The organism is Streptomyces sp. NBC_01166 (assembly GCF_045039765.1).
GTDB lineage: Bacteria > Actinomycetota > Actinomycetes > Streptomycetales > Streptomycetaceae > Streptomyces.
In genome coordinates, this window is sequence record NZ_CP108613.1 from 6,022,320 (window position 1) to 6,038,950 (window position 16,631).

A 16,631-nucleotide genomic window follows, 5' to 3' on the forward strand; every position below is an offset into this window, starting at 1 on the left:
GTACCGCCCCGGCGGCTGCGGTCACTCCGTCAGAGGCAGTGCCGCAAGTTCCGCGATCGCCCAGGTCAGCGGGGCGAAGACGGCCAGCAGCACCAGAGCCCGCAGGGCGGCGGCCGTGCGGAGCGAGGAGGCCGGGGCGCCGAGCCGCAGCAGCGTCCTGGCCGTACGGGCGCGGGCCTGCCTGGCCTCGAGCGCGGTCGTCAGCAGGGTCGCCATGGTGCAGCCGATGACGAGTACGGCGCCGAGCGCGGTGAGCGGGCCGAAGGGACGGGGCCCGTCGGTGTAGAGCACGGAGGCCGCGATCACCCCGGACAGCACCGCGCAGACGATTCCCAGCGGGCGGCCGATCCGGCACGCCTCGTCCATCAGGACCCGGCCCGCCAGCAGCCGTACGGCTCCCGGGCGCACCGCCTGGAGCAGCCGCCCGCACAGATAGGTGAGACCGGGCCCCGCCATGGCCAGCCCGATCGCGGTGAGGATCCAGCCCGCGAGCACGGCGGCCGGGGTGGAGTCGAGCCGGCCCGGCAGCGGGAACGGGCTGCCCGCCGAGCCCCGGCTCGCGTACGCCTCGACCGCGAGCCCGGCCGCGGTGAGCGCGACCCCCCACGGCAGTCCCTTCGGCACCGGGGCGGGCGCGAGGTCCTCCTCGGCCTCCTGGGCGTCGGACGGAGCGACCGGCCTGGAGCGGAGCGCGAGCCCGCCGGCCGCGGACGAGGCCAGCGGCACCAGGGCGAGCAGCGTGAGAGCCGCGGCGAGGGGCAGCGGGGTGCCCGCGCCCAGGAACTCGGCCGCGCCGCCGTCGAACGGCAGGCCGGTCAGATCGCCGCGCAGGTGAAGGAAGAAGAGCAGCGCCACCACCGAGCCCAGCGTGGTGGACACCGCCGTCGAGATCGCGGCCAGCAGGGCCAGACGCGCCGGTCCGAGGCCCGCGGCGAAGAGCCCGGGCCGCGGGCGGGTGCTCGGGTCCGTACGCGCGACCGCCACAGCGAACTGGACGGTCGCCGCGAGCGGAACGGCGCACCACAGCAGCCGCAGCACGGAGCTCGACGCGTGCGCCGGGTGCCCGGAGGCGTACCCCAGGGTGCACAGGAGCAGGAAGCCCACGCCCGCCGACGCCGCGGCGAGGAGCAGCCGCCGCATCAGGACCAGGGGGTGCGAGCCACGGGTCAGACGGAGAGCGAGCACGCCGAGCGGCCTTCCGTATCGGACGCGGCGGGCAGGGAGACGGTGGTGACACGGCGGCCGTCCAGCAGGCTGACCACGCGGTCGGCGAGCCCGGCGACCTCCGCGTCGTGGGTGGCGAGCACGACGGTGATCCCGTGGGACCGTGCCGCCGTCGTGAGGGTGCGCAGGAGCTGTGTGCGCTCGGCGTGGTGCAGCGTCGCGGTCGGCTCGTCCGCGAAGATCACGGACGGCGACCCGGCCAGCGCACGGGCCACGGAGATCCGCTGACGCTGCGACTGGAGCAGGGCGTGCGGCCGCTTCTTTGCGAGCGGGCCGATGTCCAGGCGTTCCAGCCACTCGGTGGCGGCCTTCTTCGCCGCCCGGTGCGAGACGCCCCGCAGCAGCAGCGGCAGGGCGGCGTTCTCCCAGGTGCTGAGCTCGGGCACGAGCTGCGGCTCGGCCCCGATCCAGCCGAATCTCTCCCGGCGGAGCTGCTCGCGCAGCCGGGGGCCCATGGTGTGGACGGGCACGCTGTTGAACCAGACCTCGCCCTGCTCGGGCACCAGCTGTCCGGAGAGGCAGTGCAGCAGCGTCGACTTCCCGCACCCACGAGGTCCGGACACGGCGAGGACCTCGCCGTCGCGGACACCGAGGGAGACACCGCCGAGCCCCGGTGATCCGTTGTGGGAGTGGTGCAGGGAACGTGCCCAGATCACGTCGTTGTCGGGCGGGGCCACCATGGCGTACACCTCGGTTCGGATCAGATTTCCTGTCCCCGGTACGGGGGGACGAATACAACGAGAAAAAAGCCGATCGGTCACTCGGCACGCTAGGCAGCCGGAGCGAGGTGTCGGGACAGTACGCGGCCCGGATGCCCCCCTTCTCACTCGAACGGGTGCATCCGGGCCGCGTGGTCCGTATGAAATGACTGCCGAACCCCTGGTCGGGGCAGCCGGTGTCAGTCGGTCAGAGCTTCGTCCAGGCCTCCGTCAGGACACCGCGCAGAATGCCCTCGATCTCGTCGAAGGTCGACTGGTCGGAGATCAGCGGAGGAGCGAGCTGGACGACCGGGTCGCCACGGTCGTCGGCCCGGCAGTAGAGGCCGTTCTCGTACAGCGCCTTGGAGAGGAAGCCGTACAGGACGCGCTCGGTCTCCTCGTCGGTGAACGTCTCCTTGGTTGCCTTGTCCTTCACCAGCTCGATGCCGTAGAAGAAGCCGTTGCCACGGACGTCGCCGACGATCGGCAGGTCGTGCAGCTTCTGCAGCGTCGTCAGGAACGCGTTCTCGTTGTCCAGGACGTGCTGGTTGAGGCCCTCGCGCTCGAAGATGTCGAGGTTGGCGAGTCCGACCGCGGCGGAGACCGGGTGGCCGCCGAAGGTGTAGCCGTGCAGGAAGGTGTTGTCGCCCTCGTAGAACGGCTCGGCCAGTCGGTCGGAGATGATGCAGGCGCCGATGGGGGAGTAGCCCGAGGTCATGCCCTTGGCACAGGTGATCATGTCCGGGACGTAGCCGAACTTGTCGCAGGCGAACATCGTGCCCAGGCGGCCGAACGCGCAGATGACCTCGTCGGAGACGAGCAGCACGTCGTACTGGTCGCAGATCTCGCGGACGCGCTGGAAGTAGCCGGGCGGCGGCGGGAAGCAGCCGCCGGCGTTCTGCACGGGTTCCAGGAAGACCGCGGCGACGGTGTCCGGGCCCTCGAAGAGGATCTGCTGCTCGATCTGGTCGGCGGCCCAGCGGCCGAAGGCCTCCGGGTCGTCACCGAAGAGCGGCGCGCGGTAGATGTTGGTGTTCGGCACCTTGTGCGCACCGGGCACCAGCGGCTCGAACGGGGCCTTGAGCGCGGGCAGTCCGGTGATGGAGAGGGCGCCCTGCGGGGTGCCGTGGTAGGCGACCGCACGCGAGATGACCTTGTACTTGGTCGGCTTGCCCTTGAGCTTGAAGTACTGCTTGGCCAGCTTCCAGGCCGTCTCCACGGCCTCGCCGCCGCCGGTGGTGAAGAAGACCTTGTTGAGGTCGCCCGGGGCGTGGTGGGCGAGCCGCTCGGCCAGCTCGACCGCCTTGGGGTGCGCGTACGACCACACCGGGAAGAAGGCCAGCTCCTGCGCCTGCTTGTACGCCGTCTCGGCGAGCTCGTGGCGGCCGTGTCCGGCGTTGACGACGAACAGGCCGGAGAGACCGTCCAGGTAGCGCTTGCCCTTGTCGTCGTAGATGTAGGTGCCCTCGCCACGCACGATGGTGGGAACGGGCGCGTTCTCGTAGTCCGACATGCGGGTGAAGTGCATCCACAGGTGGTCGTACGCGGTACGGCTGAGGTCCTTGCTCACGGCTATCGGGTTCCCCACATATAGGTCTGCTTCTTGAGCTTGAGGTAGACGAAGCTCTCGGTGGAGCGCACCCCGGGTATGGCCCGGATGCGTTTGTTGATCGTCTCCAGCAGGTGGTCGTCGTCCTCGCAGACGATCTCCACCATGAGGTCGAAGGAGCCCGCGGTCATCACCACGTACTCGCACTCGGCCATGGCCGACAGGGCCTCGGCCACGGGGTCGAGGTCGCCCTCGACGTTGATGCCGACCATCGCCTGACGCCGCAGACCCACGGTGAGCGGGTCCGTGACGGCGACGATCTGCATCACGCCCTGGTCCAGCAGCTTCTGGACGCGCTGGCGCACGGCGGCTTCGGAGAGGCCCACGGCCTTCCCGATCGCGGCGTACGGCCGGCGTCCGTCCTCCTGGAGCTGCTCGATGATTGCGAGGGAGACGGCATCGACCGCTGGTGCCGATCCGTTCCCGGTCCTGGAGTCTGCGCTGCGACTGGCCACACCCCCACTCTGCACCGGGCCTCGTCTGTCTGGCAAGCCCGAATCGATGAAATTCGTTGTCTGGGACTCTGAATCACACTGAATCCGAAGTTCACGGCGGGTGGGTATGTCGAAAGCGTCACCTAACGGTCTAGGGTGGAAGTCTCACCCATCGGACAGCCGACAGGAGGGGTGGTTGTGACCACCGAGGTGCGCCGTCTGCGCAACTACATCGACGGAGAGTTCCGGGACGCCGCGGACGGGCGGACCATCGACGTGGTCAACCCGGTGACGGAAGAGGTCTACGCGACCTCGCCGCTCTCCGGGCAGGCCGACGTCGATGCCGCCATGGCCGCTGCGGCCGCCGCGTTCCCCGCATGGCGCGACGTGACGCCCGCCGAGCGCCAGAAGGCACTGCTGAAGATCGCGGACGCCTTCGAGGAGCGGGCCGAGGACCTGATCGCCGCGGAATCCGAGAACACGGGCAAGCCGCTGGGGCTCACCCGCACGGAGGAGATCCCGCCGGCGGTCGACCAGATCCGCTTCTTCGCGGGTGCCGCCCGGCTGCTCGAAGGCCGTTCGGCCGGCGAGTACATGGAGGGCCTCACCTCCATCGTCCGCCGCGAGCCGGTGGGCGTCTGCGCCCAGGTCGCGCCGTGGAACTACCCGCTGATGATGGCCGTGTGGAAGTTCGCCCCGGCGCTCGCGGCGGGGAACACCGTCGTCATCAAGCCGTCCGACACCACTCCGGCGTCGACCGTGCTGATCGCCGAGATCATCGGGCAGATCCTGCCCAAGGGCGTTTTCAACGTCATCTGCGGTGACCGCGAGACCGGCCGGCTGATGGTGGAGCACCCGACCCCGGCGATGGCCTCGATCACCGGCTCGGTGCGGGCCGGTATGCAGGTCGCCGAGTCCGCGGCCAAGGACGTCAAGCGGGTCCACCTGGAGCTCGGCGGCAAGGCGCCCGTCGTCGTGTTCGAGGACAGCGACATCGCCAAGGCCGTCGAGGGCATCTCCGTCGCCGGCTACTTCAACGCGGGCCAGGACTGTACGGCCGCGACCCGCGTCATGGTCCACGAGTCCGTCCACGACGAGTTCGTCACCGCGCTCGCCAAGGCGGCGGCCGACACGAAGACCGGGCTCCCGGACGACGAGGACGTGCTGTACGGCCCGCTCAACAACGCCAACCAGCTGGCGCAGGTCAGCGGGTTCATCGAGCGGCTCCCCGCGCACGCCAAGGTCGAGGCGGGCGGCCACCGGGTCGGCGACAAGGGCTACTTCTACGCCCCGACCGTCGTCTCGGGCCTCCGGCAGGACGACGAGATCATCCAGCACGAGGTCTTCGGGCCCGTCATCACCGTCCAGTCCTTCACGGATGAGGCCCAGGCCGTCGAGTACGCCAACGGCGTGGAATACGCCCTGGCCTCCTCGGTGTGGACCAAGGACCACTCCCGCGCGATGCGGATGTCCAAGAAGCTCGACTTCGGCTGCGTGTGGATCAACACCCACATCCCGCTCGTCGCCGAGATGCCGCACGGCGGGTTCAAGAAGTCCGGCTACGGCAAGGACCTCTCCGCGTACGGCTTCGAGGACTACACCCGGATCAAGCACGTCATGACGTCGCTCGACGGCTGACCCGGGTACGGCGGTGACCACGGCCCCGGGCTCCTCGCCCGGGGCCGTTCACGTGCCCGCTCACATGCCCGCGACCCCTCGCCCGGGGCCGTCCACGTGCTCGGACGCCGCCCCGCCGTCGTCCGTCATGGACATGGTGTGCGGGCACGGCGGCTCGCGCTGGACGGTTGGTCCATTGTCCGCCGTGGCCGCCGAGCGGCATCCTGCGCGGGTGCGCTCGATTCCGGACCACCTCATGTCCCGTCGTTCCCTGCTCCGCACCCTCGGCACGGGTGCGGCCGGCGCCGCTCTGGCCGGCTGCGGAGTCCCCGCCGCCTATGTGGAGCCCGGTGACCGCTCGGGCCCCGACCGCTCGGACAGCGACCACTCGCTGCACTTCGCCAACTGGCCCCTCTACATCGACACCGACGACGAGGACGAGTCGAAGCGGCCCACGCTCGACGCGTTCTCGCGCCGGACCGGGATCTCCGTCACGTACACCGAGGAGATCAACGACAACGACGAGTTCTTCGGGAAGATCAGCCCGGCGCTGATGAACCACCAGTCCACGGGCCGGGATCTCGTCGTCATCAGCGACTGGATGGCCGCCCGGTTCGTACGGCTCGGCTGGGTGCAGAAGATGGACCGGGCGCGTCAGCCCCATGTCGCCAGATACCTGGACCCGCAGCTGCGTTCGCCCGCCTTCGACGAAGGCCGGCTGCACAGCGTCCCCTGGCAGTCCGGGATCACCGGCATCGCCTACAACCGCGCGAAGCTCGGCCGGGAGATCCGGCACACGAGCGAGCTCTGGGCGGACGACCTGCGCGGCAGGATGACGCTGCTGTCCGGGCTCGACGAGGCGTTCGCGCTGCTGATGCAGGGCGACGGGGCCGACATCACCCGCTGGACCGCCGACGACTTCCACCGGATGTGCGAGCAGGTGGAGAAGCGTGTGAGGTCCCGCCACATCCGCCGCTTCACCGGCAACGACTACATCAAGGACCTGGCCAACGGCGATGTGCTCGCCTGTCAGGCCTACTCCGGTGACGTCATCCAGCTCCAGGCCGACAACCCGGGCATCGAGTTCGTGGTGCCCGCCGAAGGTGCCGAGCTCTGGTCGGAGTCCCTCATGATCCCCAACCTCGCGGCCCACAAGCGCAATGCGGAGAAGCTCGTCGACCACTACTACGAGCCCGAGGTGGCCGCCGAACTGGCCACCTGGGTCAACTACGTCTGCCCGGTCCCGGCCGCACGCGACATCCTCGCCTCCGCCAAGGACGAGGAGACCGCCGCGCTCGCCGACGACCCCCTGATCTTCCCCGACGACGCCATGCGCGAACGTCTGGCCATCGCCCGTGACATCACCTCCGAGGAGCGCACCGAGTACGCGAAGAAGTGGAACTCCATCGTCGGCCTCTGAGCACCCGCGAAGCGCACCGGACCCAATTTTTGAACGTGTTCATGATGGGCGTACGCTGCGGCCATGAGCGAGCGAGCCCTCTTGCGGCGCATACGCGTGTGGTTGGTCGTCTTCATCGTCTGTCTGGTGCTCAGCGGGCTGACCGCCTTCCCGCTGGTCACCGAACTCCACTGGACCGAAGGCCTGTTGGCGTCGTCGGCCTCCCCTGTCCCCGAGCACTTCCCGGCCCTGATGGAGTGGATCACCCGGGTCAGGACCGGTCTCGACGAGGCCGACGCGAACTACCCCTTCGTGCTGTACGGCACCGACTGGCTGGCCTTCGCCCACCTCGTCATCGCGGTCGCCTTCTACGGCCCCTACCGTGACCCGGTCCGCAACATCTGGGTCATCGAGTTCGGGATGATCGCCTGTGCCGGGATCATCCCGCTCGCCCTGATCTGCGGGCCGATCCGGGACATCCCCTTCTGGTGGACCGTGATCGACATGTCCTTCGGAGTGTTCGGGGTCATCCCGCTGCTCGTCGTCCGCCGCATGATCAAGCGTCTGGAGGCGGTGACCGCGACGGCGTGACGCTCACCCGGCCGAAGGGGCCCCGAAGGCCGCCACCACGATGTCCATCGCCGTGGCATTCATGTCCTGGCCCTTCGCGTCGGTGGAGTTGACGCTGTACACCAGCGTTCTGGAGAGATCGCGGGTGGCCGCCATCAGCGTGTTGTAGCCCCAGCGGCCTCCCGTCTTCCCCCATACCTCACGCCCGCCCAAGGTCTGCACGCTCAGCCCCGCGCTGTATCGGGCGGGCCCACCCGTCAGGTACGTACGCACCGAGGAGGCGGGCAGCGTGAACATCTCCTCCAGCAGCGGCCCGCGCACGACCTTCCCGGCGAACAGCGCACGGGTGAAGCGTTCCAGATCGGCCGTGGTCGAGACGATGTCCCCGGCCGCCCAGGCGTCGGTCACACCCCACACCGTCACGTCCCGCAGCTCCGTGCCGCCGTCCGGGGTGTCGAAGAGCTGATACCCGTGGTTGTGCGGACCCTGGATCCCCGGGTCGGTGCCGGGGAACGACGTGGAGCGCAGGCCCAGGGGGCGCAGGATGCGCTCGCCCACCTGGTGGGCGTACGAGTCGCCGGTCACCTTCTCTATGAGCAGCCCCAGCACCGTGTAGTTGATGTTGAGGTAGTGCTGGCTACGGCCGGGCGTGAACTCCGGGGCCTGCGCCATGGCCGAGGAGACCATCCCGCGCGGTGTGTGCAGGTCGAAGCGGTGGGCGTACGCCTCTTCCAGGGTCTTGCCGGGCATCCGCGCCGCCGGTATCCCGCTGGTGTGATCGAGCAGCTGCCGCACGGTCACCCGGCCGTAGGCCGCCGGGATCAGGTCCGGGAGGTAGTGCCTCGCCGTGCGGTCGAGGTCCAGCTTCCGCTCTCCGGCCAGCTGCAGCGCCGTGGCGGCGGTGAAGACCTTGGTCACCGACCCGGCCCGGAAACGCGCCGCCGGGTCGGCCGGACGGTTCGAGACCAGATCGTGCACCCCTGAGCTCCCACGCCAGCTGCCGTCGGTGCCGCCGACCCGCACGAGGGCGGCGGTGGCGTCGTCGGCGGGCAGCCCGGAGATCGCCGCGCCCAGGGCTTCGGCGTCCGCCTCGGGGACGGTGTGCGTGCGGGCGCCCGCCGCGTGCGGAGCGGTGGCGGCGTTCGCGAAGGCGGCCGGAGCGGCGGGCCCCGCTGCGATACCGAGGACCAGGGCAGCGGCGAGGAGTGTGCGGGCGCGGGAGTTCATGGGATGCCTCCGGGAGAGATGAAGTCCGTAACTGCTCGATGGCTCCATCCTGTTGATCCGGAGTCCCCGGCGGATCACCCGAGCGAGGGGTCCTGGGAGGGAGACCGTCTCCCCCGCGCAGGGGAGGCGGCAGAGGCGCCTCCCTCGGGCGAGGGAGCGACGAGCCCCGTTTCGTAGGCGCAGATGACGGCCTGAATGCGGTCTCGCAGGCCCAGCTTGGACAGCACATTGCCCACATGGGTCTTCACCGTGTGCTCGCTGACCACCAGCGCCGCGGCGATCTCGGCGTTGGAGAGCCCGCGCGCCAGGTGGAGAAGAGTCTCCCGCTCCCGGGCGGTGAGCACGTCCAGCCGGCCCGATCCCATGGCGGAGCGGCCGGGAGACGGCCGTGAGGTGTACTCGGCGATCAGCCGACGGGCCACGGACGGTGCGACCAGTGACTCCCCGGCCGCCACCACCCGTACCGCGTGCACCAGATCGTCCCGCCGGACGTCCTTCAGCAGGAAGCCGCTCGCACCCGCGTGCAGTGCCTCGTAGACGTACTCGTCCGAGTCGAAGGTGGTCAGCATCACCGTGCGGCAGTCGCTCCGGGCGCTGATCGCCCGGCAGGCCTCGATGCCGTCCATGACAGGCATCCTGATGTCCAGCAGTACGACGTCGGGCCGCAGTCCGCGCACCGCCTCGAGAGCCTGCGCACCGTCCCCCGCCTCGGCGACCACCTCGATGTCCGGCTGAGCGTCCAGGATCATGGCGAAACCGCTGCGCACCAGCTCCTGGTCGTCCGCCACCACCACGCGGATCGTCAACTCCCCACCCCCTCGGCCGAGGGTACAAGGGGCGGCGAGGGATCAAGGGGCAGGACGACGAGCACCTGGAACCCCCGGCCGCCCGGTCCCGCCCCGGCCCGAGCCGTCCCGCCGTGAGCGGCGGCACGTTCTCGGATGCCGACCAGCCCCAGGCCCGTGGTGGTGCCCGGGCCGCGCCCGTCATCCGTCACGGTGACCGTCAGCCCGGCGGGGGAGTGGTCGAGTTCCACCGTCACACGGCTCGCACGGGCGTGCCTGACCACGTTCGTCAGCGCCTCCTGGACGATCCGGTAGACCGTGGCCCCGGTGTCCGGGGGCAGCGGCCGCGGCCGGCCCGTCACCGTGTACGTGACCTCCGGGCCACCGGAGCGGACCCGGTCCAGCAGGTCCGGGAGCTCCGCCAGCGCGGGCTGCGGGGCTCGCGGCGCAGGCACGTCTCCGGAACCGTCCTCCCGCAGCACCCCGAGCATGCGGCGCAGCTGCACCATCGCGTCCCTGCCCGTCTCCGAGATGGCGTCGAACGCGGCCTCCGCGCGGTCGGGGGCCGTGCGCACGGCCACCGGGCCGGCCTCCGCCTGCACGATCATCAGACTCACGGCGTGGGAGAGGATGTCGTGCATCTCCCGGGCGATCCTGGCCCGCTCCCGCGCGGCCGCCTGCTCGGCCTCGATCCGGTGGGTCACCTCCAGCTGCCGGGCCCGGTCCTCCATCGCCCGGATGTACGCCTTACGGGTATGGGTGAACCGTCCGAAGGCGTACGCGGCGGCGAAGACGAACAGTGAGAACAGCAGCTCCCTGGCCTCACCGGTGTTCCACGCCACCGACGGGAACACCGCCGTCGTCACCAGTACGGCGACCGCCAGGCGCCGCCGGGGCGGGGACAGCTCGGCCACCGTGTAGAACGCCACCAGCCCGGTGTACGGAAGGGGCTGACCCGGGCCGTCCACGGTGAACCTGTACAGGGCGCCGGCCGCGAGCACCGCGACCAGTACGGCGACCGGCGCACGCCGGCGGGCCACCAGCGGAAGCACGGTCAGCGTCGTCAGCCCGTACGCCGCCCAGGTCGCCGGCGGCAGACCGGCCGAGCGGGGCACCACGAACGGCATGGTCACAGCGGCCTGCACCAGCAGCACGATGCCGATGTCGGTGGCCCAGGCCCCACGAGGGACCCATCGCGCCCACGGCCTCCGCGTCAGGGAACTGCGCGTGAAGGGTCTTCGCGTCGCGGGCCTCCCCATCAGGGCTTCCGGCCCACCGCGCCGAACTGGGCGACCTCGGGGGTCCGGCCCGCGTGGCCCGCCCGCCAGCGGGAGCAGGACACGATGCCCGGCTCCAGGATGTCCAGGCCGTCGAGGAACGAGGCGAACTCGAAACGGCTGCGAGCCGTGATCGGCGGGGTGGCGTTCTCGTTCCAGAAGCGCATGGCGGCCTCGTTGCCCTCGCCGCCCAGCTCCAGCGTGGGATGGGTGAGCACCAGATGGCTGCCGGACGGCAGGGCGTCCATCAGCTTCGTCACGATGTCCCGCGCCTCGTCCGTGTCCAGGACGAAGTTGAGGATGCCCAGCATCATCACCGCGACCGGGCGCCGGAGGTCCAGGGTCTGTCCGGCCGCGCGCAGGATGTGCTCCGGATCCCGGGCGTCCGCGTCGATGTACTCGGTGGCGCCCTCCGGCGAGCTGCTGAGCAGGGAGCGCGCGTGCGCCAGGACGATCGGGTCGTTGTCGACATAGACGACGCGTGCGTCGGGCGCGGTGTGCTGGGCGACCTCATGGGTGTTGTCCGCGGTCGGGAGCCCGGTGCCTATGTCCAGGAACTGGCCGATCCCCGCGTCACCGGCCAGATGGCGCACCACCCGGCCCAGGAACGCCCTGTCCGCGCGGGCCACTTCGCCGATGCTCGGATACATGCCGGTGACCCGGTCGCCCACCGCGCGGTCGACGGAGTAGTTGTCGCCGCCACCCAGCCAGTAGTTCCACACCCGGGCGTTGTGGGCGATGTCGGAACGTACACGGGAGGGTGCGGTGGGACGGCCGGGCTCGGTCACGTCTGCTCCTGGGATCACGGACGATACGGTCCCGCCCATGATGCCGGACCGATCAAGAAGCGCCAGAGTGAAGGGAGTTGGCCAACTGGGTCCGGAGCGAGTCGATCCGGTTGGTGGTGATGGAGTCGACCCCGTACGCGAGCAGCCGGCGCATGGTGCGCCGGGTGTCCGCCGTCCAGGCGGAGAGCAGCAGCCCGTCGGAGTGGACACGGTCGGCCAGCTCGCGGCTCAGGAGCCCGAAACGGTAGTTCAGCCAGCGCGGCCGCACCGCTTCCAGCAGTACGGCACGAGGGGGTGCGAGCGTCGTCCAGGTCAGAGCGATCTCGGCGGACGGATCGGCCGCTCGAACCTTCAGCATCGCGTGCGTGTCCGCGCAGTAGTACACGCGCTCCTCCGCCCCGCACTCCCGCACCACACCGACGACCTCCTTCACCGAGGCGTCGGTCGCACCGGGCAGGTCGACCATGATCCGCCGGTCGCCGGCGGCGGACAGCGCCTCACGCAAGGTGGGCACCCCGCCGCCGGTCCTCTCCTTCAACTCCCGGTGGTCCAGCCGGTCGAGGCGGACGTCATGGCCCCACAGCCGCTCCAGCGTGGAGTCGTGGAGCAGCACGGGCACCCTGTCACGGGTGGCGCGGACATCGATCTCGACCGCGTCCGCCCCCCGTTCCACGGCGGACCGGATCGAGGGGAGCGTGTTCTCACGGGCACGGTAGGGATCGCCGCGGTGTGCCACGGCGGTGACAGTGGTGGTCATGGGGCCATTGTGTCCGGCCGGGGTCACAGGCCGGGGGCCTCCAGCCAGTTCGTCGTGTACGTGTCGATCTCGGCGGCCAGCGTCCGCTTGCCGGCCGGGTCCAGGAAGGAGGCCTCCACGGCGTTCTTCGCCAGATCCGCCACTCCGCGCTCGTCCAGGCCGAGCAGCCTGGCCGCCACCCCGTACTCGTTGTTGAGGTCCGTGCCGAACATGGGCGGGTCGTCGCTGTTGACCGTCACGAGGACGCCCGCCTCGACCATCTCCCTTATCGGGTGCCGGTCGATGTCGGCGACGGCCCGGGTGGCGATGTTCGACGTCGGGCAGACCTCCAGGGCGATGCGGTGCTCGGCGAGATGCGCCAGCAGCTCCGGGTCCTGGGTGGAGCTGGTGCCGTGGCCGATGCGCTCCGCGCGCAGCGCGGTGAGCGCGTCCCAGACGGTCCCAGGGCCCGTGGTCTCCCCGGCGTGCGGGACGGAGTGCAGGCCCTCGGCGATCGCGCGGTCGAAGTACGGCTTGAACTGCGGGCGCTCCACCCCGACCTCGGGCCCGCCCAGGCCGAAGGAGACCAGCCCCTCGGGCCGCAGGTCGACGGCGAGCCGGGTCGTCTCCTCCGCGGCCTCCAGGCCGGCCTCGCCCGGAATGTCGAAGCACCAGCGCAGCACGGTGCCGAGCTCGGCCTCGGCCGCCCTGCGGGCGTCCTCGATGGCCTCCATGAAGCCCTGCTCCGGGATCCCCCGGCGGGTCGAGCTGAACGGGGTCACGGTCAGCTCCGCGTACCGGATGTTCTGCCGTGCCATGTCCCTGGCGATCTCGAAGGTCAGAAGCCGGACGTCCTCGGGGGTGCGGATCAGGTCCACCACCGAGAGATAGACGTCGATGAAGTGCCCGAAGTCGGTGAAGGTGAAGAAGTCCGACAGCGCCTCCGGGTCCGTGGGGACCTTGGAGTCGGGGTGGTGGGCCGCAAGTTCGGCCACGATGCGCGGCGAGGCCGAGCCCACGTGGTGGACGTGGAGCTCGGCCTTGGGCAGCCCCGCGATGAAGGGATGCAGGTCGTTCATCGGATACTCCCCGATCTGATTTGGGCCGGGTGTACCGGCTGCACCGATCATCGTAGGCGGGACCCTGCCGGTGGATGCCGGGCCGTAGCATGGCGGGACCACGATGGGGGAGGCCCATGTCAGACAACACACAGCAGCCCGGGGGCGAGGGCGCGCCGCGCGATCCGTGGGCTCCGCCGGACAGCAGGGTCGAGCTCGGCAAGCAGCCCGCGGACGCCGTCCCGCCCGCCGTGCACAACCAGCCCACGATCACGTCCATGCCGGGCGCCGACCAGGGCACCGGGCCCATACCCGGGCCGGCCGGGACCTTCGGCCCCCAGCAGCCCCCTGTCCCGGCCCCGCCGGTCGGGCCGAACGGGCCGGGGGAGCCCGGGCAGTACGGCTACCCGGCGGCCCCTGCCGCGCCGTCGGCGGCGTACGGCTACCCGGCCGCTCGCGCCGCGCCCTCGGCTTCGTACGGTTACCCGGGATACCCCGGCTACGGCGGCCAGCAGCCCTGGGGCCCCGCGCCCGCGAACGGGCTGGGGACCGCGGCGATGGTCCTCGGCATCATCGCGGTGGTCGGTTTCTGCATGTGGGGGCTGGGGGTCATCCTCGGCATCCTCGCCCTGATCTTCGGGATCATCGGCCGGGGCCGCGCCAAGCGCGGTGAGGCGACCAACGGGGGCATGGCCCTCGCCGGGATCATCCTGGGATCGGTCTCGATCGTCATCAGCGCGGTCTTCCTCGGATTCCTGATCTGGGCCATCGCCAACGACGAGTCGGGCAGCAGCTACGACTACGACGACCCCTACGCCACGTCACTGGTCGTCGGCACCTCCCGCTGACCGACGGCGCACGGCTGCCCGTGGCCGGGCCCGGGACCGAGGCAGGTGTCCCGGGGCCCGGCCACGCGCGTATCACCCCGCGCGCAGCCGCGTCCGCGCCTCCATCAGCGCGAAGCCCAGCAGATTCAGACCTCGCCAGGAAGCCGGGTCCGCGGTACGCGGATCGTCCTTGGTGAGCCCGATGCCCCATATCCGGTCCATCGGACTGGCCTCGACGAGCACACGCTCACCCGTCCCCAGCAAGTACGCCCGCAGCGCCGGGTCCTGACCGAACTTGTGGACGCTGCCCTCGACGACCAGGGCGAACCTCTCCCGTGCCCATATGCCGTCGTCGAAGCCCTTCACCAGCCGGCCCACCTTCTTCGCCGCCGCCGGGCTGCTCGCGGACACGGCCAGGGCCTCGGCCTCGGCGTCCCCGAAGAGCCTGGCCTTGCCGGCCATCATCCAGTGCTCGGCCGTGGCATAGGTGACCGAACCGACCGTGAACGGCGCAGGCCACCACTGACTGAGGCAGCTCTCCCCGAGCCTGCCGTCCCAGCGGGGCCGATGCCCCCAGAACGGCAGGTACTTCACCCTCTCGCCGCTGGCCGCGCGCGCAAGGAGGCCGTCCATGTGGTCCTGTCCCATGGCAGCCCAGTCTGGCATCCGCCACTGACAGCCCGTACAGGGATTTCCGTACGCACGAGACACATCGTCGACAGATTCCGTCGCGTAACCAAAAGGAAACAACGGAATCACTTGTTGGTGGAGGTCCCCTCTGTCAGGATCGGCACTCAATTCGACAAGAAGCTACGCCGCCCCTGGTCACGGGGGCAGCGGAGGAGAACGTCATGGGCAACGCTTTCCAGGTGCGGGACCGCTTCGCCGAGGGTGCGCAGTACATCGGCGGACGGCTGCGTCCCGGAACATCGGGACGCCATCAGGACGTGGTGGACCCCGCGACGGGCAGCACGGTCCTCCGCTACGAGCTCGCGGGCACCGACGACGTCGACGCGGCCGTGGCCGCCGCCAGGGAGGCGTTCCCCGGCTGGTCCGGGCGCACCCCTGGCGAACGCTCGGAGGCACTGCACCGCTTCGCCGCCGTACTCGACGAGCAGGCCGACGACCTTGCGTACGCCGAATCCCTGCAGTGCGGAAAGCCGGTCAAGCTCTCCACCGAGTTCGACGTCCCCGGCACGGTCGACAACGCCTCGTTCTTCGCCGGGGCCGCCCGCCACCTCGAAGGGAAGTCGGCCGGGGAGTACAGCGGCGACCACACCTCCTACGTACGCCGTGAGGCCCTCGGCGTCATCGGCTCGATCGCGCCCTGGAACTACCCGCTCCAGATGGCGGCCTGGAAGATCCTCCCGGCCGTCGCGGCGGGCAACACCATCGTGCTGAAGCCCGCCGAGATCACGCCGCTGACCTCGCTGATGTTCGCGCAGGCCGCCACGGAGGCGGGCATCCCCGACGGCGTGATCAACATCGTCTCCGGCGCCGGCCGGGACGCGGGTGAGCACCTCGTGAGCCACCCCGATGTCGTGATGACCTCCTTCACCGGCTCCACCGCCGTCGGCAAGCGGGTCGCCTCGCTCGCCACCTCCACCGTCAAGCGCCTCCACCTGGAGCTCGGCGGCAAGGCGCCCTTCCTCGTCTTCGACGACGCCGATCTCGAAGCCGCGGTGCACGGAGCGGTCGCCGGAGCCCTCATCAACACCGGCCAGGACTGCACGGCCGCCACCCGCGCCTACGTCCAGCGCCCCCTCCACGACGCCTTCGTGAGCGGGGTCGCCGCCCTGATGGAGAGCGTGCGGCTCGGTGACCCCTTCGACCCGGCGACCGACCTCGGGCCGCTGATCAGCCATCAGCAGCGCGACCGTGTGGCCGGATTCGTCGACCGGGCCCGCGCCTACGCCACCGTCGTCACCGGCGGCGAGGCTCCCGGAGGCGAACTCGCCGACGGCGCCTACTACCGGCCGACCCTGATCACGGGCGCCGCCCAGGACAGCGAGATCGTCAGCTCGGAGATCTTCGGCCCCGTCCTGGTCGTGCTGCCCTTCGACACCGACGACGAGGGAATCCGCCTCGCCAACGACACCCCGTACGGACTGGCCGCCTCCGCCTGGAGCACCGGGCTGTACCGGGCCAACCGCGCCACCCGTGAGCTCAGGGCGGGCTGCGTGTGGATCAACGACCACATCCCGATCATCAGCGAGATGCCGCACGGCGGATACCGCGCCAGCGGCTTCGGCAAGGACATGTCGTCGTACTCCTTCGAGGAGTACACGCAGGTCAAGCACGTCATGTACGACAACACCGCGGTGGCCAGGAAGGACTGGCACCGCACCGTCTTCGGGGACCGATAGCAGCGGCCGCCGGCCG

16 protein-coding genes and 1 pseudogene are annotated in these 16,631 nt (G+C 70.5%); 5 read left to right on the top strand and 12 right to left on the bottom strand.

What is annotated here, in order from left to right:
• Positions 1-21: 21 nt before the first annotated feature.
• The 4 genes and pseudogenes from OG379_RS27870 to OG379_RS27885 form a co-directional block, all read right to left on the bottom strand.
• Positions 22-1,185 (bottom strand): hypothetical protein, encoded by a 1,164-nt coding sequence (locus tag OG379_RS27870; RefSeq protein ID WP_393763945.1) that lies wholly within the window; start codon positions 1,183-1,185, stop codon positions 22-24.
• Positions 1,167-1,820: pseudogene (locus OG379_RS27875) on the bottom strand (ABC transporter ATP-binding protein); the annotation flags it as partial. The gene OG379_RS27870 and the pseudogene OG379_RS27875, both read right to left, overlap by 19 nt.
• A 310-nt stretch (positions 1,821-2,130) precedes the next feature.
• A complete protein-coding gene (locus OG379_RS27880; protein WP_393763949.1) occupies positions 2,131-3,510 on the bottom strand; it encodes an aspartate aminotransferase family protein in 1,380 nt (459 codons plus the stop codon).
• The gene (locus tag OG379_RS27885) at positions 3,495-3,986 is read right to left on the bottom strand and encodes an Lrp/AsnC family transcriptional regulator (RefSeq protein ID WP_187355837.1); all 492 of its coding nucleotides are present in this window, start codon (positions 3,984-3,986) and stop codon (positions 3,495-3,497) included. The genes OG379_RS27880 and OG379_RS27885 overlap by 16 nt, the downstream gene beginning before the upstream one ends.
• A 177-nt stretch (positions 3,987-4,163) precedes the next feature.
• Here OG379_RS27885 and OG379_RS27890 point away from each other — a divergent pair, with 177 nt between their 5' ends.
• Positions 4,164-5,603 (top strand): gamma-aminobutyraldehyde dehydrogenase, encoded by a 1,440-nt coding sequence (locus OG379_RS27890; protein ID WP_405665731.1) that lies wholly within the window; start codon positions 4,164-4,166, stop codon positions 5,601-5,603.
• A 60-nt stretch (positions 5,604-5,663) separates the two neighbouring features.
• On the opposite strand, the gene OG379_RS27895 is transcribed toward OG379_RS27890, so the two are convergent.
• Entirely contained in the window at positions 5,664-5,840 is a 177-nt protein-coding gene (locus OG379_RS27895; RefSeq protein WP_405665732.1) for a hypothetical protein, read from the bottom strand.
• Between OG379_RS27895 and OG379_RS27900 the strand changes: the two genes are divergently transcribed.
• Together OG379_RS27900 and OG379_RS27905 are read left to right on the top strand one after the other, a co-directional pair.
• Positions 5,839-7,002 carry a spermidine/putrescine ABC transporter substrate-binding protein gene (locus OG379_RS27900; RefSeq protein ID WP_405665733.1) on the top strand — a complete coding sequence of 388 codons (1,164 nt, stop codon included), beginning with the start codon at positions 5,839-5,841 and terminating at the stop codon, positions 7,000-7,002. The genes OG379_RS27895 and OG379_RS27900 overlap by 2 nt on opposite strands.
• Before the next feature lie 63 nt (positions 7,003-7,065).
• Complete coding sequence (locus OG379_RS27905) at positions 7,066-7,572, top strand: hypothetical protein (RefSeq protein WP_393763959.1); 507 nt, start codon at positions 7,066-7,068, stop codon at positions 7,570-7,572.
• Between the two features lie 3 nt (positions 7,573-7,575).
• Here the strand turns inward: OG379_RS27905 and OG379_RS27910 are convergent, their stop codons facing one another.
• From OG379_RS27910 to OG379_RS27935, 6 genes are all read right to left on the bottom strand, one after another.
• The gene (locus tag OG379_RS27910; RefSeq protein ID WP_405665734.1) at positions 7,576-8,778 is read right to left on the bottom strand and encodes a serine hydrolase domain-containing protein; all 1,203 of its coding nucleotides are present in this window, start codon (positions 8,776-8,778) and stop codon (positions 7,576-7,578) included.
• Positions 8,779-8,852: 74 nt separating this feature from the next.
• A complete protein-coding gene (locus OG379_RS27915; RefSeq protein WP_405665735.1) occupies positions 8,853-9,584 on the bottom strand; it encodes a response regulator in 732 nt (243 codons plus the stop codon).
• Complete coding sequence (locus OG379_RS27920; protein ID WP_405668675.1) at positions 9,581-10,690, bottom strand: sensor histidine kinase; 1,110 nt, start codon at positions 10,688-10,690, stop codon at positions 9,581-9,583. Before OG379_RS27920 ends, OG379_RS27915 begins: the two co-directional genes overlap by 4 nt.
• Positions 10,691-10,821: 131 nt before the next feature.
• Positions 10,822-11,628, bottom strand: coding sequence for an SAM-dependent methyltransferase (locus OG379_RS27925; RefSeq protein ID WP_405665736.1), 807 nt, complete (start codon positions 11,626-11,628; stop codon positions 10,822-10,824).
• A 52-nt stretch (positions 11,629-11,680) separates the two neighbouring features.
• Positions 11,681-12,385, bottom strand: coding sequence for a glycerophosphodiester phosphodiesterase (locus OG379_RS27930; RefSeq protein ID WP_405665737.1), 705 nt, complete (start codon positions 12,383-12,385; stop codon positions 11,681-11,683).
• A gap of 23 nt (positions 12,386-12,408) precedes the next feature.
• Positions 12,409-13,443 carry an adenosine deaminase gene (locus tag OG379_RS27935; protein WP_405665738.1) on the bottom strand — a complete coding sequence of 345 codons (1,035 nt, stop codon included), beginning with the start codon at positions 13,441-13,443 and terminating at the stop codon, positions 12,409-12,411.
• A gap of 116 nt (positions 13,444-13,559) precedes the next feature.
• On the opposite strand from OG379_RS27935, the gene OG379_RS27940 reads away from it, so the two are divergent.
• Positions 13,560-14,270, top strand: a complete 711-nt coding sequence (locus OG379_RS27940) for a DUF4190 domain-containing protein (protein ID WP_405665739.1) — start codon at positions 13,560-13,562, stop codon at positions 14,268-14,270.
• A 72-nt stretch (positions 14,271-14,342) separates the two neighbouring features.
• Here the strand turns inward: OG379_RS27940 and OG379_RS27945 are convergent, their stop codons facing one another.
• Complete coding sequence (locus OG379_RS27945) at positions 14,343-14,882, bottom strand: NADAR family protein (protein WP_405668677.1); 540 nt, start codon at positions 14,880-14,882, stop codon at positions 14,343-14,345.
• Positions 14,883-15,100: 218 nt separating this feature from the next.
• Here OG379_RS27945 and OG379_RS27950 point away from each other — a divergent pair, with 218 nt between their 5' ends.
• Positions 15,101-16,615, top strand: a complete 1,515-nt coding sequence (locus OG379_RS27950) for a gamma-aminobutyraldehyde dehydrogenase (RefSeq protein WP_405665740.1) — start codon at positions 15,101-15,103, stop codon at positions 16,613-16,615.
• The last annotated feature ends 16 nt before the right edge of the window (positions 16,616-16,631 follow it).

Excerpts from the sequence above, each read along its gene's own strand:
- OG379_RS27900 (WP_405665733.1), top strand. The coding sequence starts at position 5,839 with ATGTCCCGTCGTTCCCTGCTCCGCACCCTCGGCACGGGTGCGGCCGGC.
- OG379_RS27905 (WP_393763959.1), top strand. The coding sequence starts at position 7,066 with ATGAGCGAGCGAGCCCTCTTGCGGCGCATACGCGTGTGGTTGGTCGTC.
- OG379_RS27910 (WP_405665734.1), bottom strand. The coding sequence starts at position 8,778 with ATGAACTCCCGCGCCCGCACACTCCTCGCCGCTGCCCTGGTCCTCGGT.
- OG379_RS27930 (WP_405665737.1), bottom strand. The coding sequence starts at position 12,385 with ATGACCACCACTGTCACCGCCGTGGCACACCGCGGCGATCCCTACCGT.
- OG379_RS27945 (WP_405668677.1), bottom strand. The coding sequence starts at position 14,882 with ATGGACGGCCTCCTTGCGCGCGCGGCCAGCGGCGAGAGGGTGAAGTAC.
- OG379_RS27935 (WP_405665738.1), bottom strand. The coding sequence starts at position 13,443 with ATGAACGACCTGCATCCCTTCATCGCGGGGCTGCCCAAGGCCGAGCTC.
- OG379_RS27895 (WP_405665732.1), bottom strand. The coding sequence starts at position 5,840 with ATGAGGTGGTCCGGAATCGAGCGCACCCGCGCAGGATGCCGCTCGGCG.
- OG379_RS27920 (WP_405668675.1), bottom strand. The coding sequence starts at position 10,690 with ATGCCGTTCGTGGTGCCCCGCTCGGCCGGTCTGCCGCCGGCGACCTGG.
- OG379_RS27940 (WP_405665739.1), top strand. The coding sequence starts at position 13,560 with ATGTCAGACAACACACAGCAGCCCGGGGGCGAGGGCGCGCCGCGCGAT.
- OG379_RS27950 (WP_405665740.1), top strand. The coding sequence starts at position 15,101 with ATGGGCAACGCTTTCCAGGTGCGGGACCGCTTCGCCGAGGGTGCGCAG.